The following is a 25,507-nucleotide window of genomic DNA, read 5'->3' as shown; positions in this document are numbered from 1 at the left end:
CGTTCGTACGCTGTGCGCTGTCCGCCCTCGCCACCGCACCGCACAGGAGGCCCCATGGACCAGCGAGGCCAGGCCACCCCCTCCGTGGACCGCACGGTCACCTACCAGGAGGACCCGCCCCGCACCTGGACCCGGATCTGCCTCGCCGCCTACGCCCTCTGGGCCGCCTACCAGGCGTTCCAGCTCCTCCCGGACCAGCTCACCGCCTGGCTGGTCGTCTGCGCCATGTCCCTGCTGCTCCTCCTCTGCCTCCTCGCGGTCCCCCTCTCCAAGCGCCTCTACCACCGCATCCGCCTCGCCGACGGCGAACTCCGCGTAGGCCGCGAACGCCTCCCCGTCGCCTCCCTCACCCCCGTCTCCCTCGCGGCCGCCGCGGCCGAACCGGACCGCGCCGCCCTCCGCGACTACCGCGCCTCCCTCACCCCCGCCCAGCTCAAGGAGGCCCGCCGCCGCACCAACGCCCTCACCCGGCCACGGCTGGTGGGCGGTGCGTGGGCGGTCCCGGTCGGCATGGAGGAACTGGTGGTGGAGACGGCGGAGGGCACGTCCCTGGCCATCGCCACACGGGACCGGGCGGGGTTGCTGGGGGCGCTGACGCGGGCGCGGGGGGTCTGAGGCTGTCGGCGGGAGATCGTAGCCTGGCCTGGATGACGGGTCGACGAGGGTGCGGAGGGCCGGGGCATGGCTCAGGCAAATGGCGGGGAGCAGGCGACGACCTACGGGCGCGCGGTGACGTACGAGGAGAAGCTGCCGAAGCGGTGGACGGTGGGCACTCTGCTGGTACTGACAGCCTGGGTGATCTGGCAGGGCACGAAGCTCCTCCCCGAGGACAGCACGGTGTGGTTGGTGATCGTCGGCTCCTCAGCCCTCTTCGCCGTCGTCTTCAACGGAGTCCCCCTCTCCAAACGCCGCTACAACCGCATCCGCGTGCGGGACGGTCAACTGACCGTGGGCCGGGAGACGATCCCGGTCGCCTCGCTCACCCCGGAGTCGATACGGGAGGCGCGCGAACAGCCCCCGGCGTCCGAACTGATGGCCCTCCTGAAGTCCAGCACGCCGGACGAGTTGGCAGAAATGCGCTGCAGAAGTCGGGAGTTGGGGCCGCCGAGGCTTATGGGCGGGGCTTGGGCGGTGCCCTTGGGTATGGAGGAGTTCGCGGTCGAGACCGAGGAGGGGGAGGCCCTGCTGATTGCCACCCATGACCGGGAACGGTTGCTGGAGGTGCTCAGCCGGGCGCGTCAGCAGGGCTGAACTGCCGACCATCGCAATGAAGTTCAGTGGGTACCGTGTTTGCGCGCCTGTGCTCCTCCCTCGTCAGGGGAGGGGTTCGGCGCCGGACACCACAAGGAGCTTCCGTGACAGGCAAGCCGAACAGGCTGGTCAACCCGCAGGACCTGGAGCAGCTCGCCAAACTGCTCGACGGACGGGGAGGAATGGCGGACAAGCTCGACGAGGCGTTCACCCGCGCGTCCTCGCTCGGAGTGTCGGGCAAACTCAGCTCGCTGCGGCCTGTGCAGACATGGGTCTCGGACACCGGGCCCGAACTGCGCAAGAAGGCGGCGTACGCGCGCCTGGAGGACGGCGATCCGATCGCAGGGCTGCTCCTGGCGGGTTTCACGCCCGAGCAGTTGAAGAACAAAGACCTCCCTCCCGACCTGCTGCTGGTGGCCAATGCGGCTGCGGCGAACGAGGGAGAGCTGGACAACGACTGGCTGAAGAAGGAGGACGACGAGACTCTCGACGACTGGCTCGTGCGGGTGCAGGGCGACGCGGTCACCCAGATGACGGGGAACGAGAAGCTGGGGAAGGCGGTCTCGACCTACATCGAGGGCGCGGCCAACCTCTCCGCCTTCTTCACCTCCTCGACGACGGCGATACTGGGCAGCAAGTCGCTGATCTCGTACTTCAAGTCGTCCAAGGTGCTCAACGCCCCTGGCACGCTCACCGCCCGCCTGATCAACAGTCACTGGGACAAACTGGGCAGGGTTCCCAGGGCGGGCAGCTGGCTCACCCGGCTGCCGATCGGCGCGCTCTCGGGCTCGGACGAGGCGGCAATGCTCGCGGGGTATATGCGTAAAGGTTCCTTCTACTTGCCGACAGCGAGTGAGGCCAACCTCCTGCGCGTCGCCCAGCGTGGTGGTCTCGCCAACGCCGCCAAGGCCGCCGGCTGGATGCGCGGTGCCGGTGTCGTCGGTTCCGGCCTCGCCACCGCCTGGGGCGTGGCCAACCTGGCGACGATGGACCACGGCAAGGCATGGAAGGAGGACAAGGCCAAGTACCTCTCCAACTGGACCGGTACCGCCTTCAACGCCTCCCTCACCGCCGCCATGGTCGCTCCCAACCCGGTCACCATTGGTCTCGCGGTCGGCACCGGCGTCGCCTACGCGGGCACTCTCGTCTGGGACAACTGGGACGACATCAGCAAAGGTGCCGAGAAGGCGAAGGACTGGGTCGGTGACAAAGCTGAAAAGGCAGGAAAGGCCCTGTCCGACGGAGCCTCGAAACTGGGCAGTGCCCTCAACCCGTTCGACTGACAGCGGACGGCCCGCATCCGCGTCGGCCGGTGCGATGGGAAGGAACCATGGAAAAGCAGACATTCACGCTTGGTCGCTGGGAGGACCGGTCGGGTCACCGCCTCGACTGGAAGTTCGGGTACCGGGGGGAGGCGTCGTCCTTCGGGCGCATCGAGGTGGTATATCCGGCCCGCAGGCACGGCGATCATCACGTGACCGAGGTGACCGGGGACCGCGTCCCCACCACCGCCTTCGACGGGTGGGCGTACGTGCGCACTCCCTCCTTGTTCTTCGCCTCTCTGACCGTCGGGGGAGCCGGGGTCCGGCTGCGGCGGAACCGCTGGGCGCAGACCAGGGCGGGTCGTGCGGTCAAGATGCAGGTCGAGGGCAAGAGCTATCGGTACCAGGCCACCAGCGGGGGTACGAAGAACCACGCCCTGATCCGCGACGGGGTGGAGATCCGTACTCAGCACCACGGACGCGGCAAGGCCAAGAAGGTCACGTTCACCATCACCGGAGCGGCAACGCCGACGGACGTGGCCCTGGCGGCCGTGATGGTGGGCGTCGACACCCGCAACCTCACCCGGAACGGCGCGATCCGCTCCGTCTTCTCCCGCTCCCTCACCTGGCTCGACTGAGGAGCGGACCGATTCCGCGCCCCGCCCGTATGACCGAAAGTGACACACCATGCCCTCCTACGACAGCACCCGAGGTCGTTTCCGCCTCGCCGAGCAGCACCTCGCCGTCCTCGGACACCGCATAGCAGGGGAGGAGGTCCCGGCTGAGCTGGCAGGCCCGGACCGTGAACTCCGGGAGGCCGGCCTGACCGACGAGGCGGGCGACCTCTCCCTGCTGCTGGCCCCGCTGGTCAGCACCCTGCGCGCCCCGGCCGTGGTTCTCCACGTCGAAGCGCTCGGGGAGCACGGCACCCTGCACCATGGCGTGACCATCGGCGACGGCCACGTCTACTCGCACGAGGCGTGGCCCGGTTCCGAGGAGTCCGAGTACGTCCGGCTGGAGCCGAACATGCTTGTCTGGGCGCTGGCCCGGATGATCAACCTCCAGGGCGAGGAGTACGAGGAGGTCGCCACCCCGGTCGTGGAGACGACCATGGCCGTGCTCGATGCCGGGCTCGACACGCTGGACGGCCTGCACGGGCTGAGCGCTGAGGACGGACTCGCCAGGATCGCCGAGGCGCTCAAGGGCGCGGGCCTCACCCGGAAGTCCCAGGTGGCCACCCTCGCCAAGCTCCTCGGTGCGATGCGGTCCAGCTGGCGGATGACGGCCGCCTGGCAGGGCCACGACGAGGGCAAGGCGGCCATGCAGGTGCGCGGCTTCGCCGTCTGGGACTGCGGCCCGCTCGGCTACTGGCACCGCGAACTGCCCGGCGAGCCGATCCTGCCCGGCCAGGTGGTCGACACGACCCCGCTGAAGCTTGTCCGTGTCGACCCGAAGCAGGTGTGGCAGCTGATCACCGACCTGCTCCCGACAGAGGAGGAGTTCGCGCCGGAGCCCGCCGGCGCTGCCTGAGCGGGGCGGGACGCACTTCCGGGCGCCATTGCTCGGCGGGAGGCCCCGCCCGGTCCTCCGAGGAGGGCTGGGCGGGGCCGCCAGTTGCCGGGGTAGGCGGGGCGACTCGGAGGCGTGGCTTCGATACGTGTCCGGAGCTGACGACGGCGGTCGTTCTTCCGGACTGTGGGCGGGCTCCCTGGAGGGGGCTTTGCTATCCCCGCCCCCCACCCACCCCCAACTCCCGCGCGATCAGCATCCGCTGGACCTCGCTCGTGCCCTCGCCGATTTCCAGAATCTTGCTGTCGCGCCACATGCGGGCGACCGGGTACTCGTTCATGAAGCCGTAGCCGCCGTGGATCTGGGTGGCGTCGCGGGCGTTGTCGACGGCGACGGTGGAGGAGTGGAGCTTGGCGGCGGCGGCCTGCTTCTTGAAGGGTTCGCCGGCGACCAGGCGGCTGGCGGCGTCGCGCCAGGCGAGGCGGGCGGTGTAGGCGCGGGTGTCCATGTCGGCGATCTTGAACTGGATGGCCTGGTTGGCGCCGATGGGCTTGCCGAAGGCGTGGCGTTCGGCGGCGTACTTGACCGACTCGTCGACGCAGCCCTGGGCGAGGCCGGTGCCCAGCGCGGCGATGGCGATGCGGCCCTCGTCGAGGATGCGGAGGAACTGGGCGTAGCCGCGGCCCTGTTCGCCGAGGAGGTTGGCGGCGGGGACGCGGACCTCGTCGAAGGAGAGCTCGCGGGTGTCGGAGGCGTTCCAGCCGACCTTGGAGTACGGGGCGGCCACGGTGAAGCCGGGGGTGCCGGAGGGGACGATGATCGCGGAGATCAGCGGGGAGCCGTCGGGCTTGCGGCCGGTGACGGCGGTGACGGTGACGAGGCCGGTGATGTCGGTGCCGGAGTTGGTGATGAAGCACTTGCCGCCGTTGATGACCCACTCGTCGGTCGCCTCGTCGAGGCGGGCGGTGGTGCGGGTGCCGCCCGCGTCCGAGCCGGCGCCGGGCTCGGTCAGGCCGAAGGCGCCGAGGATCTCGCCGGCGCACAGGCGCGGCAGCCACTCGCGCTTCTGCTCCTCGGTGCCGAAGAGGTGGATCGGCATGGCGCCCAGCGAGACGCCCGCCTCCAGGGTGATGGCGACGGAGGAGTCGACGCGGGCCAGTTCCTCCAAGGCGATGCCGAGGGCGAGGTAGTCGCCGCCCATGCCGCCGTACTCCTCGGGGAAGGGCAGGCCGAACAGGCCCATTCGGCCCATCTCGCGGACGATCTCGTAGGGGAACTCGTGGCGCTCGTAGAGGTCGCCGATCTTGGGGCCGATGACGTCGTGGGCGAACGCCTCGACGGTACGGCGGAGTTCCTCGTGTTCGGCGGAGAGCCGGTGGTCCAGGGACATCGGGTACGACTCCTAGTGAGCTGCGGCGACGGGGTACGGCGGCAGAGCGGGGGAGCGTCCTACTCCTGGTGGGAGAGGGCGCGGACGGTGCGGGACGGGCTGGGGCGGCCCAGCCGGGCGGCGAGCCAGTCGCTGGTGGCGACGAGCGCGCCGAGGTCGGTGCCGGTGTCGATGCCGAGGCCGTGCAGCATCCAGACCAGGTCCTCGGTGGCGAGGTTCCCGGTGGCGCTCTGGGCGTACGGGCAGCCGCCGAGGCCCCCGGCGGAGGCGTCCACGACGGTGACGCCGTGCTGGAGGGCGGCGAGGGTGTTGGAGAGGGCCTGGCCGTAGGTGTCGTGGAAGTGGACGGCGAGGGCGCCGGGTTCGACGCCCGCCGCGTGCAGGGCGCGCAGCAGGGAGCCGACCTGGCCGGGGGTGGCGACGCCGATGGTGTCGCCGAGCGAGAGTTCGTCGCAGCCCATGGCGTGCAGGGCGGTGGCGACCTGGACCACCTGGGCCTCGGGGACCGGGCCCTCCCACGGGTCGCCGAAGCACATCGAGAGGTAGCCGCGGACCCGCAGGCCCTCGGCCTTGGCGCGGGTGACGACCGGCTCGAACATGGCCAGGGACTCGGCGACGGTCCGGTTGAGGTTGCGGCGGGCGAAGGTCTCGGTGGCCGAGGCGAAGACCGCGACGTGCCGGGCGCCGAGGGCCAGCGCCCGGTCCAGCCCCCGCGCGTTGGGGACCAGCACGGGCAGGTCGGTGCCGGCCTCGCGCACCTCGTCCAGCATCGGGAAGAGCTGCTCGGCGTCGGCGAGCTGGGGCACCCACTCGGGGCGGACGAAGCTGGTCGCCTCCACGGTGGTGAGCCCGGCCGCCGCGAGGCGCCGGACGAACTCGGCCTTCACCTCGGTGGGGACGACCGTCTTCTCGTTCTGGAGCCCGTCGCGCGGGCCCACCTCGTGGATACGGACCCGGGAGGGCAGCCCGTCGGCGCGGACCACCATGGGCAGGCCCGGGACGCCGGGCCCGGTGGCGGGGGTGGGCGATTCCGTCATGCCTGGGCCTCCTCGGCGGGGGTGGCGGGAGCCTGCCGTACGACGGCGGTCTCGGCGGGGGCGTCCCCGGACGGGAGCTCGGGGGCCTCCGGCGGGGTGACGACGGCGAGGACCTGGTCCATGGCGACCGTGGTGCCGGGGGAGACGTCGAGTTCGGTGACGGTGCCGGCGTGCGGGGCGCAGATGAGGTGCTCCATCTTCATCGCCTCCACCACCAGCAGGCCCTGCCCTTCCTCGACCTCCTCGCCGAGGGCGACCTTGACCAGCGTCACCGTGCCCGGCATGGGCGCCGTCAGCGCCTTCGCCCCGGCCGCCCGGTCGGCCCCGGCCAGCGCCTCGGCGACCGGGTCGACGTCGGTGACCTGCCAGGCGTCACCCTCGCGGGCCAGCCACTGCCCGGCCCGGCGGAAGGAGTGGCGTACGCCGTCGAGGGTGACGGCGACCGAGTCGGCGGTGACCCGGTGGGTGCCGGGGGCCTCGGCGGTGTACGCCACGGTCTCCTGGCCGGGGACGCGGAGATGGTGGACGACCGGTGCGGGCGGGCCCGCCAGGCGCCAGCCGTCGGCGGCGGCGAACGGGTCGCTCCAGCCCCGGGCGTCGGGGACGGGGGCCAGTCGGGCCAGGCGGACGGCGGCCGCGGCCTCGTAGACCTCCGGCGGGACGCCCGGGTCGGCGAGGGCGTCGGCCTCGCGGGCGACGAGGCCGGTGTCGAGGGCGCCCGCGACCACGTCCGGGTGGGCGAGGAGGCGGCGCAGGAACCCGGCGTTGGTGGGGACGCCCAGGGTGACGGTGCCGGCGAGGGCGGCGCGCAGGCGGCGCAGGGCGGTGGGGCGGTCGGGGCCGTAGGCGATGACCTTGGCGAGCATCGGGTCGTAGACGCTGGTGACCTCGGTGCCCTCGCTGAGGCCGGAGTCGGTGCGGATGCCCGGGCCGGTGGGCTCGGCGAGGGCGAGGACGGTGCCGCCGGAGGGGAGGAAGCCGCGGGCGGGGTCCTCGGCGCAGAGGCGGGCCTCGACGGCGTGGCCGGTGAGGGTGATGGCGTCCTGGGCGAAGGGGAGCGGTTCGCCGGCGGCCACCCGCAGCTGCCACGCGACGAGGTCGACCCCGGTGATCAGCTCGGTGACGGGGTGCTCGACCTGGAGACGGGTGTTCATCTCCATGAAGCAGTACCCGGCCGGGTCGTCGCCCGGGACGATGAACTCGACCGTCCCGGCGCCGGTGTAGCCGCAGGAGCGGGCGGCCTGGACGGCGGCCTCGCCCATCGCGGCCCGGGTCGCCTCGTCCAGCAGGACGCTCGGCGCCTCCTCGACGATCTTCTGGTGGCGGCGCTGGAGCGAGCACTCGCGCTCGCCGAGGTGGACGACGTTGCCGTGGCCGTCGGCGAGCACCTGGATCTCGATGTGCCGGGGCCGGTCGATCCACCGCTCCACCAGCAGGGTGTCGTCGCCGAAGGAGGCGCGGGCCTCGCGCCGGGCGGCGGCGATCTCCTCGGCGAGCGCCGCCTCCTCGCGGACCAGCCGCATCCCCTTGCCGCCGCCGCCCGCGGACGGCTTCAGCAGGACGGGCATGCCGATCTCGCGGGCGGCGGCGGCCAGCTCGGCGTCGGTCAGGCCGCTGCCCGAGGAGCCGGGGACGACCGGGACCCCGGCCGCGCGCACCGTCTCCTTGGCGCGGATCTTGTCGCCCATCAGCGCGATGGCGTCGGCGGGCGGCCCGATGAAGACCAGCCCCTCCTCGGCGCAGGCCCGCGCGAAGGCGGCGTTCTCGGCGAGGAAGCCGTACCCGGGGTGGACCGCCTGGGCGCCGGTGCGGCGGGCCGCCTCCAGCAGGCGGGGGATGTGCAGGTAGCTCTCGGCGGCGGCCGCCGGGCCGATCCGTACGGCCGTGTCGGCCTCGCGGACGTGCCGGGCGTCGGCGTCGGCGTCGCTGTACACCGCGACCGAGCGCACCCCCAGCTCGCGCAGGGTGCGGATGACGCGGACCGCGATCTCGCCCCGGTTGGCGACGAGCACCGTGTCGAACATGGTTCTGGCTCCTCCTGCTGCGGCGGGGGCGCTGCGTGCTGCCTGGTCGGTGGCCATGCCGCTCACATCCGGAAGACGCCGAAGCCCTGGGCCTCGGAGTCGCGCGAGGGGACCGGCGCCTGGGCGCAGGCGGTCAGGGCCAGGCCGACGACGCGGCGGGTCTCCAGCGGGTCGATGACGCCGTCGTCCCAGAGGCGGGCGGTGGCGTAGTAGGCGTCGCCCTGCGTCTCGTACTGGGCGCGGACCGGTGCCTTGAACTCCTCCTCGGCCTCGGCGGGCCACTCCTCGCCGCGCGCCTCGATCTGGTCCCGCTTGACGGTGGCGAGGACCGAGGCGGCCTGCTCGCCGCCCATCACGGAGATCTTGGCGTTGGGCCACATCCACAGGAAGCGGGGGCTGTAGGCCCGGCCGCACATCGAGTAGTTGCCCGCGCCGTACGAGCCGCCGATGACGACGGTGAGCTTGGGGACGCGGGCACAGGCGACGGCGGTGACCATCTTGGCGCCGTGCTTGGCGATACCGCCGGCCTCGTAGTCCCGGCCGACCATGAAGCCGGAGATGTTCTGGAGGAAGAGCAGCGGGATGCCCCGCTGGTCGCACAGCTCGATGAAGTGGGCGCCCTTCTGGGCGGACTCCGAGAAGAGGATGCCGTTGTTGGCGACGATGCCGACCGGGTGGCCGTGGATGCGCGCGAACCCGGTGACCAGCGTCTGCCCGTACTCCTGCTTGAACTCCGCGAACCGCGAGCCGTCCACGACGCGCCCGATGACCTCGCGCACGTCGTACGGGGTGCGCGAGTCGGCCGGGACGGCGCCGTACAGGCCCGCCGGGTCCAGGGCCGGGGGCTCGACGGGGAGCAGTTCCCAGCTGGGCTCGGGGGAGGGCGGCAGGGTGGCGACGATGTCGCGGACGATGCGCAGGGCGTGCGCGTCGTCCTCGGCGAGGTGGTCGGTGACGCCGGAGGTGCGCGAGTGGACCTCGCCGCCGCCCAGCTCCTCGGCGGTGACGACCTCACCGGTGGCCGCCTTCACCAGCGGCGGCCCGCCGAGGAAGATCGTGCCCTGGTTGCGCACGATGACGGCCTCGTCGCTCATCGCCGGGACGTAGGCGCCGCCGGCGGTGCAGGAGCCGAGGACGGCGGCGATCTGGGCGATGCCGGAGCCGGAGAGGCGGGCCTGGTTGTAGAAGATGCGGCCGAAGTGGTCCCGGTCGGGGAAGACCTCGTCCTGCATCGGCAGGAAGGCGCCGCCGGAGTCGACCAGGTAGAGGCAGGGCAGCCGGTTCTCCAGCGCCACCTCCTGGGCGCGCAGGTGCTTCTTGACGGTCATCGGGTAGTACGTGCCGCCCTTGACCGTGGCGTCGTTGGCCACGATCACGCAGAGCCGGCCCGAGACCCGCCCGATCCCGGCGATCACCCCGGCGGCCGGGGCGCCCCCGCCGTACATCCCGTCGGCCGCCAGCGGGGCCAGCTCCAGGAAGGGCGAACCGGGGTCGAGCAGGGCGTCGACCCGGTCGCGGGGGAGGAGCTTGCCGCGGGCCACGTGCCGGGCCCGGGAGCGCTCGCCGCCGCCGAGGCGGGCCTCGGCCAGCTTCTCGCGCAGCCGCGCGGCGAGCTTGGTGTGCGCCTCTTCGTTGGTCCGCCAGGTGTCGGACGCCGGATCGGCGGCGCTCCCCAGCACTGGTGCCTCTCGCATGGCCTGTGGCTCCCTTGCCGTGACCGGCGCGGCCTCCGGTGGGGCGACCGCTCCGGCGTTAATGACCGTTAACGCGTTGCGGACAGGTTAACGACCGCTAACGACCCTGTCTAGAATGAGTTCCATGACTCCCACCGCCACCCCCACCCGCCGCGAGCAGATCCTCAAGGAGGCCGCCCGCCTCTTCGCCGAGCGGGGCTTCCACGGGGTCGGCGTGGACGAGATAGGGGCCGCCGTCGGCATCAGCGGGCCCGGCCTCTACCGCCACTTCGCGGGCAAGGACGCGATGCTCGCCGAACTGCTCGTCGGCATCTCCGAACAGCTCCTGGAGGGCGGCAGGCAGCGCACCGAGGCGGCCGACCGCACCGCGCCGGAGGCCGTCCTCGACTCGCTCATCGCGGGCCACATCGACTTCGCCCTCGACGACCGCCCCCTGATCACCCTCCACGACCGCGAGCTGGACCGCCTGCGCGACGCCGACCGCAAGCGGGTCCGCCGCCTCCAGCGCCAGTACGTCGAGCTGTGGGTCGAGGCCGTCCGCCGCCTCTACCCGGAGTTCGACGAGCCCGCCGCCCGCGCGACCGTCCACGCGGTGTTCGGCCTGCTCAACTCCACCCCGCACCTCGGCCGGCCGGGCGCCCTGCCGGGCCGGGCCGGCATGTCCGAGCTGCTGCACCGCCTCGCCCGGGGCGCCTTCGCGGCCGGCGCCGGGGCGCCCGCGCGGGGCTGAGGGGGCCGGTGGGGCATGGCTCCACCGGAGTGACGCGTACCGCGCGGTGTCCGTGCTCCCGGTGCCGCGTGACGGCCGTCGCATGCCCTGGACAGCTGCCGGAACCGCCGGGTAACTTGCGTCTGAGCAAGCGCTTAGCCGGTGGTCTGTGCCGGTCGGTGAAAGCGTGCTTGCGCGCCCATGGCCGGACCGGAGACGCGGCCCGGACGAGAGTGGGCCGACCGCCCCGCGCGGCCGGTCCCGAGCCGATCTAGGAGCATCACCATGCGTCGTACGGTGTACAACGAGGACCACGAGGCGTTCCGCGACACCCTCCGGTCCTTCATCGAGGCCGAGGTCGTCCCGGTCTACGACGAGTGGCTGGCCGCCGGCCAGGCGCCGCGGGAGTTCTACTACAAGCTCGGCGAGCTGGGCATCTTCGGCATCGAGGTGCCCGAGGAGTTCGGCGGCGCCGGCGAGGAGTCCTTCAAGTACCAGGCGATCATCTCCGAGGAGTGCGCCCGCGCCGGCGTCTCCTTCGGCGGCTCCGGCGTCCACGTCGCGCTCTGCCTGCCCTACCTCAAGGCGTACGCCACCGAGGACCAGAAGAAGCGCTGGCTGCCCGACTTCGTCACCGGCACCACCATGTACGCCATCGCCATGACCGAGCCCGGCACCGGCTCCGACCTGGCCGGCATGAAGACCACCGCCAAGCTCTCGGCCGACGGCAGCCACTACGTGCTCAACGGCGCCAAGACCTTCATCACCGGCGGCGTCCACGCCGACCGCGTCATCGTCTGTGCCCGCACCGCCGCGCCCACCCCCGAGGACCGCCGCTTCGGCATCTCCCTCTTCGTGGTCGACACCACCTCCGAGGGGTACGCCGTCGGCCGCAAGCTCGACAAGCTGGGCCTGCGCACCTCCGACACCGCCGAACTCTCCTTCACCGACGTCAAGGTCCCCGTCGAGGACCTGCTCGGCGAGGAGAACAAGGGCTTCGCCTACCTCGGCCAGAACCTCCCCCAGGAGCGCCTGGGCATCGCGGTCGGCGCCTACGCCCAGGCCGCCGCCGCGATCCGGTTCGCCAAGGAGTACGTCCAGGACCGCACGGTCTTCGGCAAGACGGTCGCCTCCTTCCAGAACACCAAGTTCGAGCTGGCCGCCTGCCAGGCCGAGGTCGACGCCGCCGAGGCCGTCTGCGACCGCGCCCTGGAGGCCCACGACGCCGGTGAGCTGAGCGCCGCCGAGGCCGCCTCCGCCAAGCTCTTCTGCACCGAGGTCGCCTCCCGCGTCATCGACCGCTGCCTCCAGCTGCACGGCGGCTACGGCTACATGAATGAGTACCCGATCGCCCGCCTGTACGCGGACAACCGCGTCAACCGCATCTACGGCGGCACCAGCGAGGTCATGAAGATGATCATCGCGAAGAACATGGGTCTCTGAGACCTGACCGGCAGCACCCCCAGCAGTCCGTCCAGCCCTGACCGGAAGCGGAGCCACCCTCACGTGAACGACGCACTGGCCGGACTGCTGGTCCTGCTCGACCTGGAGCGGATCGAGCAGGACATCTTCCGCGGGCAGTCCCGCTCGGCCGTCATCCCCCGCGTCTTCGGGGGCCAGGTCGCCGCCCAGGCGCTGGTGGCGGCCGGGCGGACCGTCCCGGACGACCGGCACACCCACTCCCTGCACGCGTACTTCCTGCGGCCCGGGGACCCGGGCGCGCCGATCGTCTACACCGTCGACCGCATCCGCGACGGCCGCTCCTTCACCACCCGGCGGGTCGTCGCCGTCCAGCACGGCCAGCCGATCTTCCACCTCTCCGCCTCCTTCCAGACCTGGGAGGAGGGCCTGGACCACCAGGAGCCGATGCCGCCCGCGCCGGACCCGGAGACCCTCGCCACCGGCGAGGAGATGGTCCCGCGCCACGCCGCCGCCTTCACCGACGAGGGCGTCGCCGACCGCCTCCTGGAGGCCCGCGCCGCCGTCGACCTGCGCTACGTCCACGAGCCCCCGTACGCCACCCGGGGCACCCCGCGCGAACCCCGCTCCCAAGTCTGGTTCCGCACCAACGGCAAGCTCGGCGACGTCGACCCGCTCACCCACGTCTGCCTGACCACGTACGTCTCGGACATGACGCTGCTCGACTCGGTCCTGCTCGCCCACGGCCGGGGCGGCTGGACCACCGGCGACATCACCGGCGCCAGCCTCGACCACGCCATGTGGTTCCACCGCCCGCTCCGCGCCGACGACTGGCTCCTCTACGACCAGCACTCCCCGTCGGCCTCCGGCGGCCGGGGTCTGGGCCAGGGCCGCATCTACACGCGGGACGGCAAGCTCGCCGTCACGGTGATCCAGGAAGGCGTCATGCGCGTTCCCCGCTGACCCTCCGACCCGCCCCCGCCCGGCCCGGGGTCACTTCTCCAGGGCCCGCAGGACCCCGTCCACCCCGCGCAGGAAGGTCGCCGAGACCAGCTCCGGGTCCGAGAGGCACCCGGCGGCCATCGCCCCGTCCCGGAGCATGACGAAGTCGTGCCCGGCCTCCTCGGCCGGCTCCCCGGCGACCCGCGCCAGCAGCTCCGTGACCCGCTCCAGGAACCACTGGCGGTGCGCCAGGACGGCCTGGTGGACGGGGTGGTCCGGGTCGGGGTACTCGACGGCCGCGTTGAGGAAGGCGCAGCCGCGGAAACCCTCGCTCCGGATGCCGCCGGTGATGAACCCGGCCACCGCCCGCACCGCGTCGGCCGCCGAGGGCCCGGCCTCCCGTACGGCCGCCTCCACCCCCGCCCGCATCCCCTGGTCGACCTGGCCGAGGCAGGCGAGGACCAGTTCCTCCTTGCCCGCGAAGTGCCGGTACAGCGTGGCCCGGGTGACCTCGGCCTCCGAGACGATCCGGTCGACACCGACCGCGTGGATGCCCTCCGCGTAGAAGATCCGCGTCGCCGTCGCGAGCAGCCGCGCCCGCGCCGCCGAGGTGCCCGCGCCGGCGCCCGCACCCTTCCCGTTCCGCTTGCCCTCACTCATGCGGACAGGCTAACCCACCCATGAGGGAGAACGTTCGGTCTTGACAGTCGCCGCCGCACGCTCTTGACTGCGTAGCGAGAACGAACGTTCTCCCTCGCCGCCGAACCAGCCCTGCCCGAAGGGGACTTCCATGGACACGCTCACCGAATCCGCAGCCGCCACAGCCTCCACCCCCGCCGCCGCTTCTCCCGCCGCCGCCCTGCGCAAGCTCTACTTCCTGCGCTTCGCCTTCGCCGCCGTCTGGGCAGCCCTGCTCCTCGCCACCGCCGACACCCTGAGTGCCCCCGCCACCCTCCTCCTCGTCGCCTATCCCCTCTTCGACGTGGGGTGCGCGGTCGCCGACCTCCGCTCCGCCCGCCCTGGCGGCCGGCCGGTGCGCGGCCTGTACGTGAACGCCGCGCTCAGCACCCTCACCGCCGCCGGTCTCGCGGTTGCCGCCACCTCCGGCATCCCGGCCGTCCTGCGGGTCTGGGGCGCCTGGGCGATCACCGCGGGCCTCGTCCAGCTCGCCGTCGGCGTCGCCCGGCGCGGGCTCGGCGGCCAGTGGGCGATGATCGCCAGCGGCGGCATCTCCACCCTCGCCGGAGCCTCCTTCATCGCCCAGGCGGGCGGCGCCGACGCCTCGCTGAGCGCCCTGGCCGGCTACGCCTTCCTCGGCGGCGTCTTCTTCCTCGTCTCCGCGCTCCGTCTCGGTCGCGCCGGGGGCGCGGCGAAGGGCTGACCTGCCGCGAGGCATACCAGGCCGAACCACCTGTACCGGGCATAATCCCCGCCCATGGGTGCAGCCTCAGCGGAACCAGACGACCTCGGCGATTCCCCGGCCGCCGCCCCCGGCACCGGCGCCGCCGGCACCGGTACCCTCGGCGGCGGTCCGGGCGCCGACCGGGGTGAGTCGACCTTCACCGTCCTCGTCGCCGCCGGAGCCAACCTCGGCATCGCCGTCGCCAAGGCCGTCGCGGGCATCATCAGCGGCTCCAGCGCCATGCTCTCCGAGGCCGCCCACTCGGTCGCCGACACCGTCACCGAACTGCTCCTGCTCACCGCCCTGCGCCGCAGCGCCCATCCCCCGGACGAGGCCCACCCCCTCGGCTACGCCGCCGCCCGCTACGTCTGGGCCCTGCTCGCCTCCGTCGCCACCTTCGTCGGCGGCGCCGTCTTCGCCATCTACGACGGCGTCCACACGCTGGCCGTCGGCGAGGAACTGGGCAACCCCACCCTCTCCTACGCCGTCCTCGGCATCGCCTTCCTCCTGGAGGGGTTCAGCCTGCGCACCGGCGCCCGCCAGATGCGCGGCGAGGCCCGCCGGGCCCGCACCCCGCTGCGCCACTACCTCCGCCACACCCCCGACACCACCGTCAAGGCCGTCGTCATGGAGGACTCCGCCGCCCTGGTCGGCCTCGTCCTCGCCGCCGGCGGCCTCACCGGCGCCCACCTCACCGGCTCCCCGGTCTTCGACGGCGTCGCCTCCCTCCTCATCGGCCTCCTCCTCGTCTACGTCGCCTGGGTCCTGGGCCGCTCCAACGTCGAACTCCTCCTCGGCCGCCCCCTCCCCGCCCCCGTCCGCGAGGCCATCCACGCCGAACTCCTCGCCGTCGACCAGGTCCACTCCGTCCTGGAACTGACCACCCTCATGCAGGGCCCCGACGAGGCCCTCGCCGCCGCCAAGGTCGACTTCCGCGACACGGCCACGGCAGCGGAGATCGAGTGGGCCTGCGAACGCGCCGAGCGACGCCTCCGCGAGAGGTTCCCGCAGATCAAGCGGGTCTATCTGGACCCGACGCCGGGGGCGGGGCAGCGACGGCGCGAAGGTCTCGACCCCTGGGGGGACGAGGGGGAGGGGTGAGGCCCCGCAGGCCGAGCTGCCGGGTCAACTCGTCCACGGCCACCGCCTCGTCGGTGACATGCACGGTGGCGATGCCCGCCGCCACGGCGGGCACGAGGTTGGCTGCCTGGTCGTCGGCGAAGACGCACCGCTCCGGCGGGAGCCCGAGCCGGTCCAGGACAAGCTGATAGATCCCCGGATCGGGCTTGGCCAGGCCGGCCTGCTCCGAGACGACGTGCACGTCGAACAGTTCCCAGACCCCCACGTGCTCGTACGGGTTGAACGGATCGAGGCCGAAGCTGTTCGAGAGCAGGGCGAGGCGGTGACCGGCGGCACGCGCGGCACGGGCCAGCGCGACCATCCCCCGCGCCACCGGCACCCGGGCCCAGACCCGGCCCATCAGATTCGACGGGTCGACGTGCGGGCCGAGGAGAGCCGCCGTGGCCCTGTTTCACTCCGCCTGCGCGAGCTTCCCCGTCTCCAGCGCCGCGTACAGCCGCCGCCCCTCCGGATGCTCGGCCAGAGCCGCCCGCCACGCCCCCGGCGCCAGCCCCTCCGACCGGCACCAGGCGTGCTGGGCTTCCCGGGGGTCGGAGGTGAGCACCCCGGCGAAATCCAGAATCAGGCCGCGCGGCCCGGTCTCGCCGGCCGAGGCGGGGACGGCGTCAGACGGCATGGGCGGTCGTCCCTCCGGAAGCGGGCGGGGTGGTGCGGTGTGAGCCGGCGGCACCTCAGGCGTACGTCCACCGCCAGGAGTTCCCGCTTGCCGCGCACTTGATGCGGGCGCCGCTCGCCGTCGTGGTCACGGCGCCGTGGTCGGCGTTGCGGCAGAACTGGCCCGCCTGGTAGCAGTTGCCCGCGTTGGAGCGTATGGAGCAGGTGTCCGTCCTGTCGGCGCTGCCGCCGCCCCCGCCGCCGGAACCGGAACCTCCCGAGCCTCCGGTCGCCGGTGCGACGGTGACCGTCACCCTCGGCCCCGGCGTCTCCACCCGCTTGGTCTTGGTGACCGTCGGCGCCGGCTCGGGCTCGGCCGTCTCGGTCGCGGTGGCCGTCGCCGTCACGGTCACCGTCGGCGCGGGCTTGGCGGCCACCGCCTGAGCGGCCCGCACCTCGTCCTGCGCCGACTGGGTCCCGCCCATCACCCCGAACGCGAAGACCGCGACCCCGACGGCCCACACCCGCTTCCGCTTGTACAGGGGCCTCTGGGCGACCGTGGTGGTGGCATGCGGAGGCTGGGTGTACGGGTTCATCGGTCCCCCCGGGAACGGCTGGCGGCCACCCTCGAAGCGGGTGGCGAGGACCGGGTTATATCACGATGTGAAGAACTCGTGACAGTCGTGGAGTTCTGGTGAGCCGGGGTGGGTGCGCCGGCTCCGCCTCCGCCGGAGGTGGGGCGTCCGGCGCTCCGGAACGGGCGGGCTGCCGGGGGAACGGGCTGAAGGCATTACCGGCGGCCCGCCTCTCGGGCGGGGCGCGGTCCGGGCCGGCGGTGGGCGTCGCTGGTGCCGGGTCAGCCTTCCTCGTGCCGCTCCCGCTCCAGCCGCTGGACCTGTTCCGTAGGTGTCCGGCTCATGTACCAGCCGTCCACGCGGGGGCAGACCCAGTCGGCGGGCCAGCCGGACAGGTCGACGGCGGCGGCGTAGACCGCGTCGCCGAAGGTGACGATGGAGTGGATCGGGTCCGGGGTCTGGAGGAGGGCGGGCCAGGGGAGTTGGACGAGGCCCGCGTCCGGGTTCCAGGTGGCGCCGGGGACGCCCCAGTCGCGGGCTTCGAGGCCGTCGGGCTGGGGCCAGATGTAGGCGTACATGCCGGGGTGCGGGGCGTCGGCGCTGCCGAAGGAGAAGCCGACGGAGACGTACGCGTGGAGTTCGGCGTTCTGCTGGAAGGCGGGCCGGCCGGGGGTGGGGGTGGTGCGCTGGGGGCGCCAGCGGGTGGCGGAGAGGTCGAAGCCGCCCCACATCACGCCGACGCGGGGGCGGTGGCCCAGGTAGGGGGCCTGCCACGCCTCCAGGCCGGCGGCGGCGAGGTTCCAGGCGCCGCACATCAGGCGGGCCGCGTCGGGGTCCCAGGTGCGGGCGGCGCGGTCCTCCTCGAAGGTCGCGGGGGAGCCGGGGATCTCGCAGATCAGCGGGGAGTCGGGCGGGTCGACGCCCAGGTCGCGGGCGGCGTCGCAGAACGCGGTGTAGAAGGAGGCGACCGAGTCGTGGCGCAGGGAGAGGGCGCGCGTGCCCCGGTCGGACTCGATCCGTACGTCGCCGTCGAGCAGGCCGTAGTGGACCTGGAAGGAGGTGTCGGGGCGGCGGAAGGTCCGGGTGGCCAGGCCGCGCGGGGTGACGTCGAGGACGACGTTGCCCCAGCCGACCTCGAAGGGCTCGTCCAGGGTGTACTTGCCGCCGACCTGCACCACCCGGTTCACGTAGTCGGCGGTGGGTGCCAGGTGCTCGTAGTCGAGGTCGGGCCGTGCGGTGCCGCGTTGGCTCATGGGAGGGGCCTCCCCGTGCGAGATGCGGGACGGAAACGGACGTCCGGGGCGTTTCGTCCCAGTTTCGCAGCGTCCGCGGCCCTCGGCACGTCCGGGGAGGTGCCCTACGGCGTCAGCCCCGCCGCGTCCAGCAGGTACGCCGTCATCGGGTCGTAGAAGCGCGGGTCGAGGACGTGGTCGTCGAGGGGGACGGTGACCTGCATGGTGCCCTCGGCCTCGCCGATGAAGAGGGCCGGGTCGTTGCAGTCGGCGTAGCCGAGCGAGTCGAGGCCGCGCTGGGCCGCGCAGCCCGCCCAGCCGTGGTCGGCGACGACCAGGTCGGGCAGCGGGCTGCCCTCGCGCTCCAGTCCGTCGAGGATGACGGTCATCGGCTCGGGGGAGTGGGTGTGCCAGAGGGTGGCGCCGCGCTCCAGCATCGCCACGTCGGCGAACTGGAAGACCATGCCCTCCGAGGTCCGCAGCCCGCCGGGGATGACGACGATGTCGCAGCCGGCGGCGCGCAGGGCGGCGGCCGTCGCCCGGTGGACGTCGAGGAGGCCGCCGGGGTGGCCGGTGGCGAACAGGACCCGCTCCTGGCTCTCGGCCGCCTTGCGGAGCCGGGCCGCCATGCGCTCCAGGCCGTCGACGGTCAGCTCCGGGTCGATGGTGTCCTGGCCGTGCCGGTGCTCCGGGTCGTCGCTGACGCCGCACCGCTCGGCCATCACGGCCAGCACGTCCTGCTCGTCGGCCCAGCGGTCGCCCAGCTCCAGCCCCAGCCAGTAGTGGCGGTCACCGTTGGCGAGCCTGCGGTAGTGGTCGAGGTTGTTGTCGCGGGGCGTGGCGACGTCACCGGCGATCCGGGCGCGGACGAGATGCTCGACGAGGGTGGCGCGGCTGGGTATCGACATGGAGACCATTGTGCCCGGCGCCCCCGCCGCCTGGGGCGGCTCGCGAGGGTTGGCTGCGCCTTTCGTGCCGGTGGGGCGGGTTCCGCAAGGCGCGGAGGCCGCACACCGGCGCCCCTCACTCCCCGCCGCGCCCCAGCGCGAACCACAGCTCCATCCGTACGTCCGCGTCGTCCAGGTCGGTGGCGAGGAGGCGGGCGCAGCGGGCGATGCGGCCGCGGACGGTGTTGCGGTGAACGGCGAGGGCGGTGGCGGTCCGGTCCCAGCTGCCGTGGAGGGAGAGCCAGACGCGGAGGGTTGCGGCGAGTTCCGGGGCGTCGGCGAGCGGGGCCAGCAGGTCGCGGGCGTACGCCTCGGCGTCGGCCGGGTCGACCAGCGCGGCCAGTCCCCGGGCGGCGTCCGCCCGGTCGCGGACGAGGGGGCGGTGGGTGGCGCGGGCCCGGTCCAGGGCGCGGGCCGCGCGGGCGTCGGCGGCGGGGAGGTCCGGCGGGTCGCCGGCGGCGGTGGCGGCGCCCAGGGTCCAGCCGCGTTGCGGGGCGGGCTCGGCGCCGGCGGGGAGCAGGACGCGGACGGTGTCGGCGTCGGGGCCGGTGCCGACCAGGGTGGAGCCCAGGGCCGTGCCGAGTGCGGAGGCGGCCACGGTGTCGACGGGCCCGCCGTGCGGGGAGCGGCGGGCCCGGACCACCGTCCACGGGCCGGTGGAGAGGGAGCCGGTGACGGTGGCGGGCGCGTCGCCGAGGAGCAGGGCGACCAGGGCCGAGGTGCGGCCCGCCCAGGAGGCGCCGGGCTGGTCGGCGGTGAGGAGGGAGAGGAGGACCACCGCGATCTGGGCGAGGGCCTGTTCGCCCTCGGTGCCCGCCGGGCAGACCGTGCCCAGGGCGTGGCCGCCGGTGCCGGTCAGGGCGTAGACGGCGATGCGGTCGCGGCCCGCCGTCTCCGTGGCCGAGGCGGGGGCGGGGCGGGTGGCGGGGCCCGGGCGGAGCTTGGTGGCGAGGCCGCCGAGCAGGGCGCGGGCCGGGTCCGGCGGGGCGCCCCGTCCGCCGGGGACGAGGATCTCGCCGGTGGGGCCGAGCAGCACCGCGTACCCGTCGAGGAGGGCGGCGAGGCGGGTCAGCACGGCGCGGACCGGGTCGGGTCCGGCCGCCGCCGTGGCCAGGCCGCGCTGGGCCTCGGCGGCGCGGCGCAGCCCCGCGTGCCGGGACTCCGCCATCAGCCGCCACACCGCACGGGCCACCGCGCTGAACGGGGTCGCCGACGGCACCTCGATCAGCGGCAGCCCCCAGCGGTCGCAGGCGGCGACCAGGCCGCGCGGCACCGCCTCGTGCACCGGCGCCACCCCGAAGCCGAGCGCGGCGCCGCCCGCCGCCACGATCCGGCCCACGTACGCGTCGAGGTAGGCCCCCGCCCCCGCCGCCTCCGGCAGGTGCAGCCCCGCGCTGAGCAGCAGCTCACCGCCGAGCAGGTACGGGTACGGGTCCTCCATCTCCGAGGTGTGCACCCACTGCACCAGCCGCTCCCCGTCCCCCTCGTCCACCGGCGGCCCGCCCACCTGGCGCAGCCCGAGCCCGAGATCGGCCCGCCCGAGCAGCGCGGAGAGGCGGACCGGCGGGGTCGGCGGGAGGACGGCGGCCGGGGGCTCGACCGGGGAAGCGGAAGTGGGGGGAGGAGGGGTGGTGCTCATGGGTGGACGATCCATCCAGCGAGAGGGCCGAGGAGGGATGAAACCTACACTTCAGCCGGGCCCGGGGGCGACCTAGGGTCGAGCCACGCCCGCCCGCCCCCCCTCCTTCTCCCCTTCCCCTCCTCCGCATCCGGACGAACGGAGCCCCCCGTGGCAGTCGACTACGCGGTCATCTTTCTCTACCTGGCCGGCATGCTCGCCATGGGCTGGTGGGGGATGCGCCGGGCCCGCTCCAAGAGCGACTTCCTGGTCGCCGGGCGGCGCCTCGGCCCGTTCCTCTACTCCGGCACCATGGCCGCCATCGTCCTCGGCGGCGCCTCCACCATCGGCGGCGTCGGCCTCGGCTACAAGCACGGCCTCTCCGGTGCCTGGATGGTCCTCACCATCGGCTTCGGCCTGCTCGCCCTCTCCCTCTTCTTCTCCGCGCGCATCTCCCGGCTGAAGGTCTACACCGTCTCCGAGATGCTCGACCTGCGGTACGGCGGCCGGGCCGGGCTCATCACCGGGCTGGTGATGTGGGCGTACACGCTGATGCTCGCCGTCACCTCGACCATCGCCTACGCCACCATCTTCGACGTCCTCCTCGACGTGCCCCGCACCCTCGCCATCGTGCTGGGCGGCGGCATCGTCGTCGCGTACTCGACGCTCGGCGGGATGTGGTCGATCACGCTGACCGACATGGTGCAGTTCGTCGTCAAGACGATCGGGGTGCTGCTCCTGCTGCTGCCCATCGCCGTCGTCAAGGCCGGCGGCTTCGGGGCGCTCCGGGACGAACTGCCCACCAGCTACTTCGAGCCGCTCGGCATCGGCGGCGAGACGATCTTCACCTACGTGCTGATCTACACCTTCGGCATGCTCATCGGGCAGGACATCTGGCAGCGCGTCTTCACCGCCCGCGACGACCGCACGGCCCGCTGGGGCGGCACCGTCGCCGGTACGTACTGCCTGGTCTACGCGATAGCCGGCGCCGTCATCGGCACCGCGGCCAAGGTCATGTACCCGAACCTGGCCAGCGCCGACGACGCCTTCGCCACCATCGTCACCCACGAACTGCCCGTCGGCGTCCGGGGCCTGGTGCTGGCCGCCGCGCTCGCCGCCGTGATGTCGACCTCCTCCGGCGCCCTCATCGCCTGCGCCACCGTCGCCAACAACGACATCTGGTCCCGGCTGCGCGCCGCCGCCCGGGGCGGGGAGCCCGCGCCCGCCGGGGGCGCCCACGACGAGGTGCGCGGCAACCGCCTCTTCATCCTGATCATGGGCGCCGCCGTGATCGTCATCGCCATCGCCCTCAACGACGTGGTCCAGGCGCTCACCGTCGCCTACAACCTCCTCGTCGGCGGGCTGCTCATCCCGATCCTCGGCGGCCTGCTGTGGAAGCGCGGCACCGTGCAGGGCGCGCTCACCTCCGTCGCCGTCGGCGGCCTCACCGTCTCCGCCCTGATGTGGCACTACGGCATCCTCGCCGACCAGCCCATCTACTACGGCCTGCTCGCCTCCCTCGCCGCGTACGTGGTCGTCTCCCTCCTCACCCCGCCCACCGACCCGGCCGTCCTCGCCACCTGGCGCGAACGGCTCGCGGGCCGGGGCGCGCCCGAGAGCGCGCACGCCCCGGCCGAAGGGGCCGAGGCCGGCCCCGGCGCGTACGCCGAGGCGCATCCTGGAACCGGCGACGGACGCTGACCCCGCGCCGCCCCGCCGACCCGCCCGCACCCCGGGCTACCCGCACCCGCCCCCGACCGGGGCCCACGGAAGGACACCCGCACCCATGACCGCATCCGCCTCCACGCCCCGCCCCGAGCCGCGCGGCCCCGTCGACTCCTCGCGCATCCCGCGCTTCGCCGGGCCCGCCACCTTCGCGCGGCTGCCGCGGCTGGACGAGGTCGGCTCCGCCGACATCGCCGTGGTCGGCGTCCCCTTCGACACCGGCGTCTCCTACCGGCCTGGCGCCCGCTTCGGCGGCAACGCCATCCGCGAGGCGTCCCGGCTGCTGCGGCCCTACAACCCGGCGCAGGACGCCTCCCCGTTCGCCCTCGCCCAGGTCGCCGACGCCGGCGACATCGCGGCCAACCCCTTCCACATCGAGGAGGCCGTCGAGACCGTCGAGGCCGCCGCCGACGACCTGCTGGCCACCGGCGCCCGCCTCATGACGCTGGGCGGCGACCACACCATCGCCCTGCCGCTGCTCCGCTCGGTCGCCAAGGTGCACGGGCCCGTGGCCCTGCTCCACTTCGACGCCCACCTCGACACCTGGGACACCTACTTCGGGGCCGAGTACACGCACGGGACGCCGTTCCGGCGGGCCGTGGAGGAGGGCATCCTCGACACCTCCGCCCTCTCCCACGTCGGCACGCGCGGCCCGCTCTACGGCAAGCAGGACCTCGACGACGACGAGAAGCTCGGCTTCGGGATCGTGACCAGCGCCGACGTGATGCGGCGCGGGGTCGACGAGATCACCGACCAGCTGCGGCAGCGGATCGGGGACCGGCCGCTCTACATCTCCGTGGACATCGACGTCCTCGACCCGGCGCATGCGCCCGGGACCGGGACGCCGGAGGCCGGGGGGCTCACCTCGCGGGAGCTGCTGGAGATCATCCGGGGGCTCGCCTCCTGCCGGCTCGTCTCGGCGGACCTGGTCGAGGTGGCGCCCGCCTACGACCACGCCGAGATCACGGCGGTGGCCGCCAGCCACACGGCGTACGAGCTGACCACGATCATGGCCCGCCAGATCTCGGCCTGACGGCCGGGGTTCGGAGGCTGGGCCCTGCCCCGGCCGGGCCCTGCCCGGCCTCCGGCCTGGGGCGGCCTCAAACGCCGGCCGGGCTCAGTGGCCTCAATCGCCGGCCGGGCTGAGATCGGCTGAGCGCTCAGCCACACGACAGCCCGGCCGGCGCTTGAGGCCACCCAGCCCGGCCGGCGCCTGAGGCCGCCCCGGGCCGCAGGCCGGGCCAACCCCGGCCAAGGCACCCCACGCCCCGCGACAAGCCGAATGACACCATGGCCAAAACCCCACCGACCCGACACGAGGCCACCCGCACCATGACCCACGACCACCACGGCCCCGAGCTGATCCCGACCCCCGCCCAGACGGCGGCAGCCCTGTCCCCTCCGCCCGGCCGCACCGGAGGTGACCTGGTCATGGAGACCCTGCACGGGCTGGGCGCCACCACCGTGTTCGGTCTGCCGGGCCAGCACGCGCTGGGCATGTTCGACGCGCTGCGCCGCGCCCCGATGGCGTACGTGGGCCTGCGGGTCGAGAACAACGCCGGGTTCGCCGCCGACGCGTACGGCCGGGTGAGCGGTGAGGCGGCCCCGCTGCTGCTCTCCACCGGCCCGGGGGCCCTCACCTCGCTGGCCGCGCTCCAGGAGGCGGCCGCCGCCAGCGCGCCGGTGCTGGCGATCTCCAGCCAGATCCCGGTGGCGGGGCTCGGCGGCGGGCGCCACGGGTACCTGCACGAGCTGCGCGACCAGCAGGCGTCGTTCCGGGACGTGGTGAAGTCCGTCCACACGGTGCGTACCGCCTCGCAGATCCCGACCGCGGTCGCCGAGGCGTGGCAGAGCGCGCTGACCGCGCCGCACGGTCCGGTGTGGGTGGAGATCCCCGCCGACATCCTCAGCGCCGGGACGTCCCTGCCGCAGGTCACGGCTCCGGACGCGTTCCCGGAGGAGCCGGCTCCGCGTCCCGAGCTGACCGCGGTGGCCGCCGACTGGCTGGGCCGCGCCGAGCGGCCGGTGATCATCGCGGGCGGCGGCGTGGTCCGCGCCGACGCGGCCGGCAAGCTGACCGCGCTGGCCGAGCGGCTCCAGGCCCCGGTGGTCACCACCTTCGGCGGCAAGGGCGCCTTCGCCTGGGACCACCCGCTCTCGCTCCGGTCGTGGATGGAGGACCGGCACACCACGGCCTTCCTGGAGGAGGCCGACGTGGTGCTCGTCGTCGGCTCGGGCCTGGGCGAGCTGTCCTCGCACTACGGCACGTTCACCCCGCGCGGCCGGATCATCCAGATCGACGCCGACCTCGGCAAGCTGGAGGCCAACTACCCGGCCCTCGGCATCCACGCCGACGCCCGCCTCGCCCTCACCGCCCTGCTGGAGACCGTCCCGGAGCGTACGGACACCGGCGCCCCGGACCGCGTCGCCGCGACCCTCGCCGCGATCCGCGACCGGATCGACGGCCAGGGCCTCGACACCGAGCAGCGCGTGCTGGCGGCCGTCCGCGAGGCGCTGCCCGACACCTCGCCCAGCTTCTGGGACATGACGATCCTCGCCTACTGGGCCTGGTCCGCCTTCGACCCCCGTCAGGGCGCCTTCCACTCCGCCCAGGGCGCGGGCGGCCTCGGCTACGCCTACCCGGCCGCGCTCGGTGCCGCCGTGGCCGACCCGACCCGCCCGGTGCTCGCCGTCTCCGGCGACGGCGGCGCCCTGTACTCGATCGCGGAGCTGGCCACCGCCCGCCAGCACGACCTGGACGTCACCTGGCTCATCGTCGACGACGGCGGCTACGGCATCCTCCGCGAGTACATGAACGACGCCTTCGGCACCGCCACCGCCACCGAGCTGAGCCGCCCGGACTACGCGGCCCTCGCCGCCGCCTTCCACATCCCGGCCACCACCACCTCGGTGGAGCACCTGACCACGGACCTCGCGAAGGCGCTGGCCGCCCCCGGCCCGTCGGTGGTCGTCCTCCCGGTCCACCTGCGGATGTTCGCCGCCACCCACGAGGAGAGCGGAGAGGCGTGACGTACGC

General features: G+C 73.6%; 22 protein-coding genes and 1 pseudogene. 13 read left to right on the top strand and 10 right to left on the bottom strand.

The window, feature by feature from the left end; translation table 11 throughout:
• Positions 1-54: 54 nt before the first annotated feature.
• The 5 genes from IF45_RS0120495 to IF45_RS0120475 all read left to right on the top strand — a co-directional run bounded on the left by IF45_RS0120495 (position 55) and on the right by IF45_RS0120475 (position 4,043).
• A complete protein-coding gene (locus IF45_RS0120495) occupies positions 55-615 on the top strand; it encodes a DUF3093 family protein (RefSeq protein WP_030308826.1) in 561 nt (186 codons plus the stop codon).
• Between the two features lie 66 nt (positions 616-681).
• Positions 682-1,251, top strand: coding sequence for a hypothetical protein (locus tag IF45_RS0120490; RefSeq protein ID WP_030308824.1), 570 nt, complete (start codon positions 682-684; stop codon positions 1,249-1,251).
• Between the two features lie 104 nt (positions 1,252-1,355).
• Positions 1,356-2,534: a hypothetical protein gene (locus IF45_RS0120485; protein ID WP_030308822.1), complete on the top strand. Its 1,179-nt coding sequence runs from the start codon at positions 1,356-1,358 to the stop codon at positions 2,532-2,534.
• 47 nt (positions 2,535-2,581) lie between these two features.
• Complete coding sequence (locus IF45_RS0120480) at positions 2,582-3,151, top strand: hypothetical protein (protein WP_030308820.1); 570 nt, start codon at positions 2,582-2,584, stop codon at positions 3,149-3,151.
• A gap of 49 nt (positions 3,152-3,200) precedes the next feature.
• Positions 3,201-4,043 (top strand): hypothetical protein, encoded by an 843-nt coding sequence (locus IF45_RS0120475; RefSeq protein ID WP_030308818.1) that lies wholly within the window; start codon positions 3,201-3,203, stop codon positions 4,041-4,043.
• A gap of 193 nt (positions 4,044-4,236) precedes the next feature.
• Here the strand turns inward: IF45_RS0120475 and IF45_RS0120470 are convergent, their stop codons facing one another.
• The 4 genes from IF45_RS0120470 to IF45_RS0120455 all read right to left on the bottom strand — a co-directional run bounded on the left by IF45_RS0120470 (position 4,237) and on the right by IF45_RS0120455 (position 10,167).
• A complete protein-coding gene (locus tag IF45_RS0120470) occupies positions 4,237-5,412 on the bottom strand; it encodes an acyl-CoA dehydrogenase family protein (RefSeq protein WP_030308815.1) in 1,176 nt (391 codons plus the stop codon).
• Positions 5,413-5,471: 59 nt separating this feature from the next.
• Positions 5,472-6,449: a hydroxymethylglutaryl-CoA lyase gene (locus IF45_RS0120465; protein WP_030308813.1), complete on the bottom strand. Its 978-nt coding sequence runs from the start codon at positions 6,447-6,449 to the stop codon at positions 5,472-5,474.
• Positions 6,446-8,473, bottom strand: a complete 2,028-nt coding sequence (locus tag IF45_RS0120460) for an acetyl-CoA carboxylase biotin carboxylase subunit (RefSeq protein ID WP_030308811.1) — start codon at positions 8,471-8,473, stop codon at positions 6,446-6,448. Before IF45_RS0120460 ends, IF45_RS0120465 begins: the two co-directional genes overlap by 4 nt.
• A gap of 62 nt (positions 8,474-8,535) precedes the next feature.
• Positions 8,536-10,167: a carboxyl transferase domain-containing protein gene (locus tag IF45_RS0120455; RefSeq protein WP_003948166.1), complete on the bottom strand. Its 1,632-nt coding sequence runs from the start codon at positions 10,165-10,167 to the stop codon at positions 8,536-8,538.
• Positions 10,168-10,291: 124 nt separating this feature from the next.
• On the opposite strand from IF45_RS0120455, the gene IF45_RS0120450 reads away from it, so the two are divergent.
• From IF45_RS0120450 to tesB, 3 genes are all read left to right on the top strand, one after another.
• Positions 10,292-10,897, top strand: coding sequence for an SACE_7040 family transcriptional regulator (locus tag IF45_RS0120450; protein ID WP_003948165.1), 606 nt, complete (start codon positions 10,292-10,294; stop codon positions 10,895-10,897).
• Between the two features lie 264 nt (positions 10,898-11,161).
• The gene (locus IF45_RS0120445; RefSeq protein ID WP_008407694.1) at positions 11,162-12,319 is read left to right on the top strand and encodes an acyl-CoA dehydrogenase family protein; all 1,158 of its coding nucleotides are present in this window, start codon (positions 11,162-11,164) and stop codon (positions 12,317-12,319) included.
• A 63-nt stretch (positions 12,320-12,382) separates the two neighbouring features.
• Positions 12,383-13,258, top strand: a complete 876-nt coding sequence (gene tesB, locus IF45_RS0120440; protein ID WP_030308810.1) for an acyl-CoA thioesterase II — start codon at positions 12,383-12,385, stop codon at positions 13,256-13,258.
• A 30-nt stretch (positions 13,259-13,288) separates the two neighbouring features.
• On the opposite strand, the gene IF45_RS0120435 is transcribed toward tesB, so the two are convergent.
• Positions 13,289-13,897: a TetR/AcrR family transcriptional regulator gene (locus tag IF45_RS0120435; RefSeq protein WP_030308808.1), complete on the bottom strand. Its 609-nt coding sequence runs from the start codon at positions 13,895-13,897 to the stop codon at positions 13,289-13,291.
• A gap of 130 nt (positions 13,898-14,027) precedes the next feature.
• Between IF45_RS0120435 and IF45_RS0120430 the strand changes: the two genes are divergently transcribed.
• Together IF45_RS0120430 and IF45_RS0120425 are read left to right on the top strand one after the other, a co-directional pair.
• Entirely contained in the window at positions 14,028-14,618 is a 591-nt protein-coding gene (locus IF45_RS0120430; protein WP_030308806.1) for a hypothetical protein, read from the top strand.
• 54 nt (positions 14,619-14,672) lie between these two features.
• The gene (locus tag IF45_RS0120425) at positions 14,673-15,740 is read left to right on the top strand and encodes a cation diffusion facilitator family transporter (RefSeq protein WP_030308805.1); all 1,068 of its coding nucleotides are present in this window, start codon (positions 14,673-14,675) and stop codon (positions 15,738-15,740) included.
• Here IF45_RS0120425 and IF45_RS31505 read toward each other — a convergent pair.
• The 5 genes and pseudogenes from IF45_RS31505 to IF45_RS0120400 all read right to left on the bottom strand — a co-directional run bounded on the left by IF45_RS31505 (position 15,652) and on the right by IF45_RS0120400 (position 20,766).
• Positions 15,652-16,395 (bottom strand): annotated as a pseudogene (locus IF45_RS31505) (HAD-IA family hydrolase). The gene IF45_RS0120425 and the pseudogene IF45_RS31505 sit on opposite strands and share 89 nt — an antisense overlap.
• A gap of 55 nt (positions 16,396-16,450) precedes the next feature.
• Positions 16,451-16,969: a hypothetical protein gene (locus IF45_RS0120415; RefSeq protein ID WP_030308804.1), complete on the bottom strand. Its 519-nt coding sequence runs from the start codon at positions 16,967-16,969 to the stop codon at positions 16,451-16,453.
• 260 nt (positions 16,970-17,229) lie between these two features.
• Positions 17,230-18,201, bottom strand: a complete 972-nt coding sequence (locus tag IF45_RS0120410; RefSeq protein ID WP_030308803.1) for a DUF5996 family protein — start codon at positions 18,199-18,201, stop codon at positions 17,230-17,232.
• 104 nt (positions 18,202-18,305) lie between these two features.
• Positions 18,306-19,088, bottom strand: coding sequence for a phosphatase (locus IF45_RS0120405; protein ID WP_030308802.1), 783 nt, complete (start codon positions 19,086-19,088; stop codon positions 18,306-18,308).
• Positions 19,089-19,203: 115 nt separating this feature from the next.
• Positions 19,204-20,766, bottom strand: a complete 1,563-nt coding sequence (locus IF45_RS0120400) for a PucR family transcriptional regulator (protein ID WP_030308801.1) — start codon at positions 20,764-20,766, stop codon at positions 19,204-19,206.
• A 150-nt stretch (positions 20,767-20,916) separates the two neighbouring features.
• On the opposite strand from IF45_RS0120400, the gene IF45_RS0120395 reads away from it, so the two are divergent.
• The 3 genes from IF45_RS0120395 to IF45_RS0120385 all read left to right on the top strand — a co-directional run bounded on the left by IF45_RS0120395 (position 20,917) and on the right by IF45_RS0120385 (position 25,500).
• Positions 20,917-22,446, top strand: coding sequence for a sodium:solute symporter family protein (locus IF45_RS0120395; RefSeq protein ID WP_003948153.1), 1,530 nt, complete (start codon positions 20,917-20,919; stop codon positions 22,444-22,446).
• 85 nt (positions 22,447-22,531) lie between these two features.
• Positions 22,532-23,503 carry an agmatinase gene (gene speB, locus IF45_RS0120390; RefSeq protein WP_003948152.1) on the top strand — a complete coding sequence of 324 codons (972 nt, stop codon included), beginning with the start codon at positions 22,532-22,534 and terminating at the stop codon, positions 23,501-23,503.
• Positions 23,504-23,802: 299 nt separating this feature from the next.
• Positions 23,803-25,500: a thiamine pyrophosphate-binding protein gene (locus IF45_RS0120385; protein WP_030308798.1), complete on the top strand. Its 1,698-nt coding sequence runs from the start codon at positions 23,803-23,805 to the stop codon at positions 25,498-25,500.
• Positions 25,501-25,507 lie beyond the last annotated feature (7 nt).

The sequence above is a fragment of the Streptomyces albidoflavus genome (genome assembly GCF_000719955.1).
GTDB classification, from domain to species: Bacteria; Actinomycetota; Actinomycetes; order Streptomycetales; family Streptomycetaceae; genus Streptomyces; species Streptomyces albidoflavus.
This window is presented reverse-complemented; position numbering and strand designations above follow the sequence as displayed.

Coding starts and splice junctions, on each gene's coding strand:
- IF45_RS0120495 (WP_030308826.1), top strand. CDS start 55: ATGGACCAGCGAGGCCAGGCCACCCCCTCCGTGGACCGCACGGTCACC.
- IF45_RS0120490 (WP_030308824.1), top strand. CDS start 682: ATGGCTCAGGCAAATGGCGGGGAGCAGGCGACGACCTACGGGCGCGCG.
- IF45_RS0120480 (WP_030308820.1), top strand. CDS start 2,582: ATGGAAAAGCAGACATTCACGCTTGGTCGCTGGGAGGACCGGTCGGGT.
- IF45_RS0120475 (WP_030308818.1), top strand. CDS start 3,201: ATGCCCTCCTACGACAGCACCCGAGGTCGTTTCCGCCTCGCCGAGCAG.
- IF45_RS0120470 (WP_030308815.1), bottom strand. CDS start 5,412: ATGTCCCTGGACCACCGGCTCTCCGCCGAACACGAGGAACTCCGCCGT.
- IF45_RS0120465 (WP_030308813.1), bottom strand. CDS start 6,449: ATGACGGAATCGCCCACCCCCGCCACCGGGCCCGGCGTCCCGGGCCTG.
- IF45_RS0120460 (WP_030308811.1), bottom strand. CDS start 8,473: ATGTTCGACACGGTGCTCGTCGCCAACCGGGGCGAGATCGCGGTCCGC.
- IF45_RS0120455 (WP_003948166.1), bottom strand. CDS start 10,167: ATGCGAGAGGCACCAGTGCTGGGGAGCGCCGCCGATCCGGCGTCCGAC.
- IF45_RS0120450 (WP_003948165.1), top strand. CDS start 10,292: ATGACTCCCACCGCCACCCCCACCCGCCGCGAGCAGATCCTCAAGGAG.
- IF45_RS0120445 (WP_008407694.1), top strand. CDS start 11,162: ATGCGTCGTACGGTGTACAACGAGGACCACGAGGCGTTCCGCGACACC.
- IF45_RS0120435 (WP_030308808.1), bottom strand. CDS start 13,897: ATGAGTGAGGGCAAGCGGAACGGGAAGGGTGCGGGCGCCGGCGCGGGC.
- IF45_RS0120430 (WP_030308806.1), top strand. CDS start 14,028: ATGGACACGCTCACCGAATCCGCAGCCGCCACAGCCTCCACCCCCGCC.
- IF45_RS0120425 (WP_030308805.1), top strand. CDS start 14,673: ATGGGTGCAGCCTCAGCGGAACCAGACGACCTCGGCGATTCCCCGGCC.
- IF45_RS0120415 (WP_030308804.1), bottom strand. CDS start 16,969: ATGAACCCGTACACCCAGCCTCCGCATGCCACCACCACGGTCGCCCAG.
- IF45_RS0120410 (WP_030308803.1), bottom strand. CDS start 18,201: ATGAGCCAACGCGGCACCGCACGGCCCGACCTCGACTACGAGCACCTG.
- IF45_RS0120405 (WP_030308802.1), bottom strand. CDS start 19,088: ATGTCGATACCCAGCCGCGCCACCCTCGTCGAGCATCTCGTCCGCGCC.
- IF45_RS0120400 (WP_030308801.1), bottom strand. CDS start 20,766: ATGAGCACCACCCCTCCTCCCCCCACTTCCGCTTCCCCGGTCGAGCCC.
- speB (WP_003948152.1), top strand. CDS start 22,532: ATGACCGCATCCGCCTCCACGCCCCGCCCCGAGCCGCGCGGCCCCGTC.
- IF45_RS0120385 (WP_030308798.1), top strand. CDS start 23,803: ATGACCCACGACCACCACGGCCCCGAGCTGATCCCGACCCCCGCCCAG.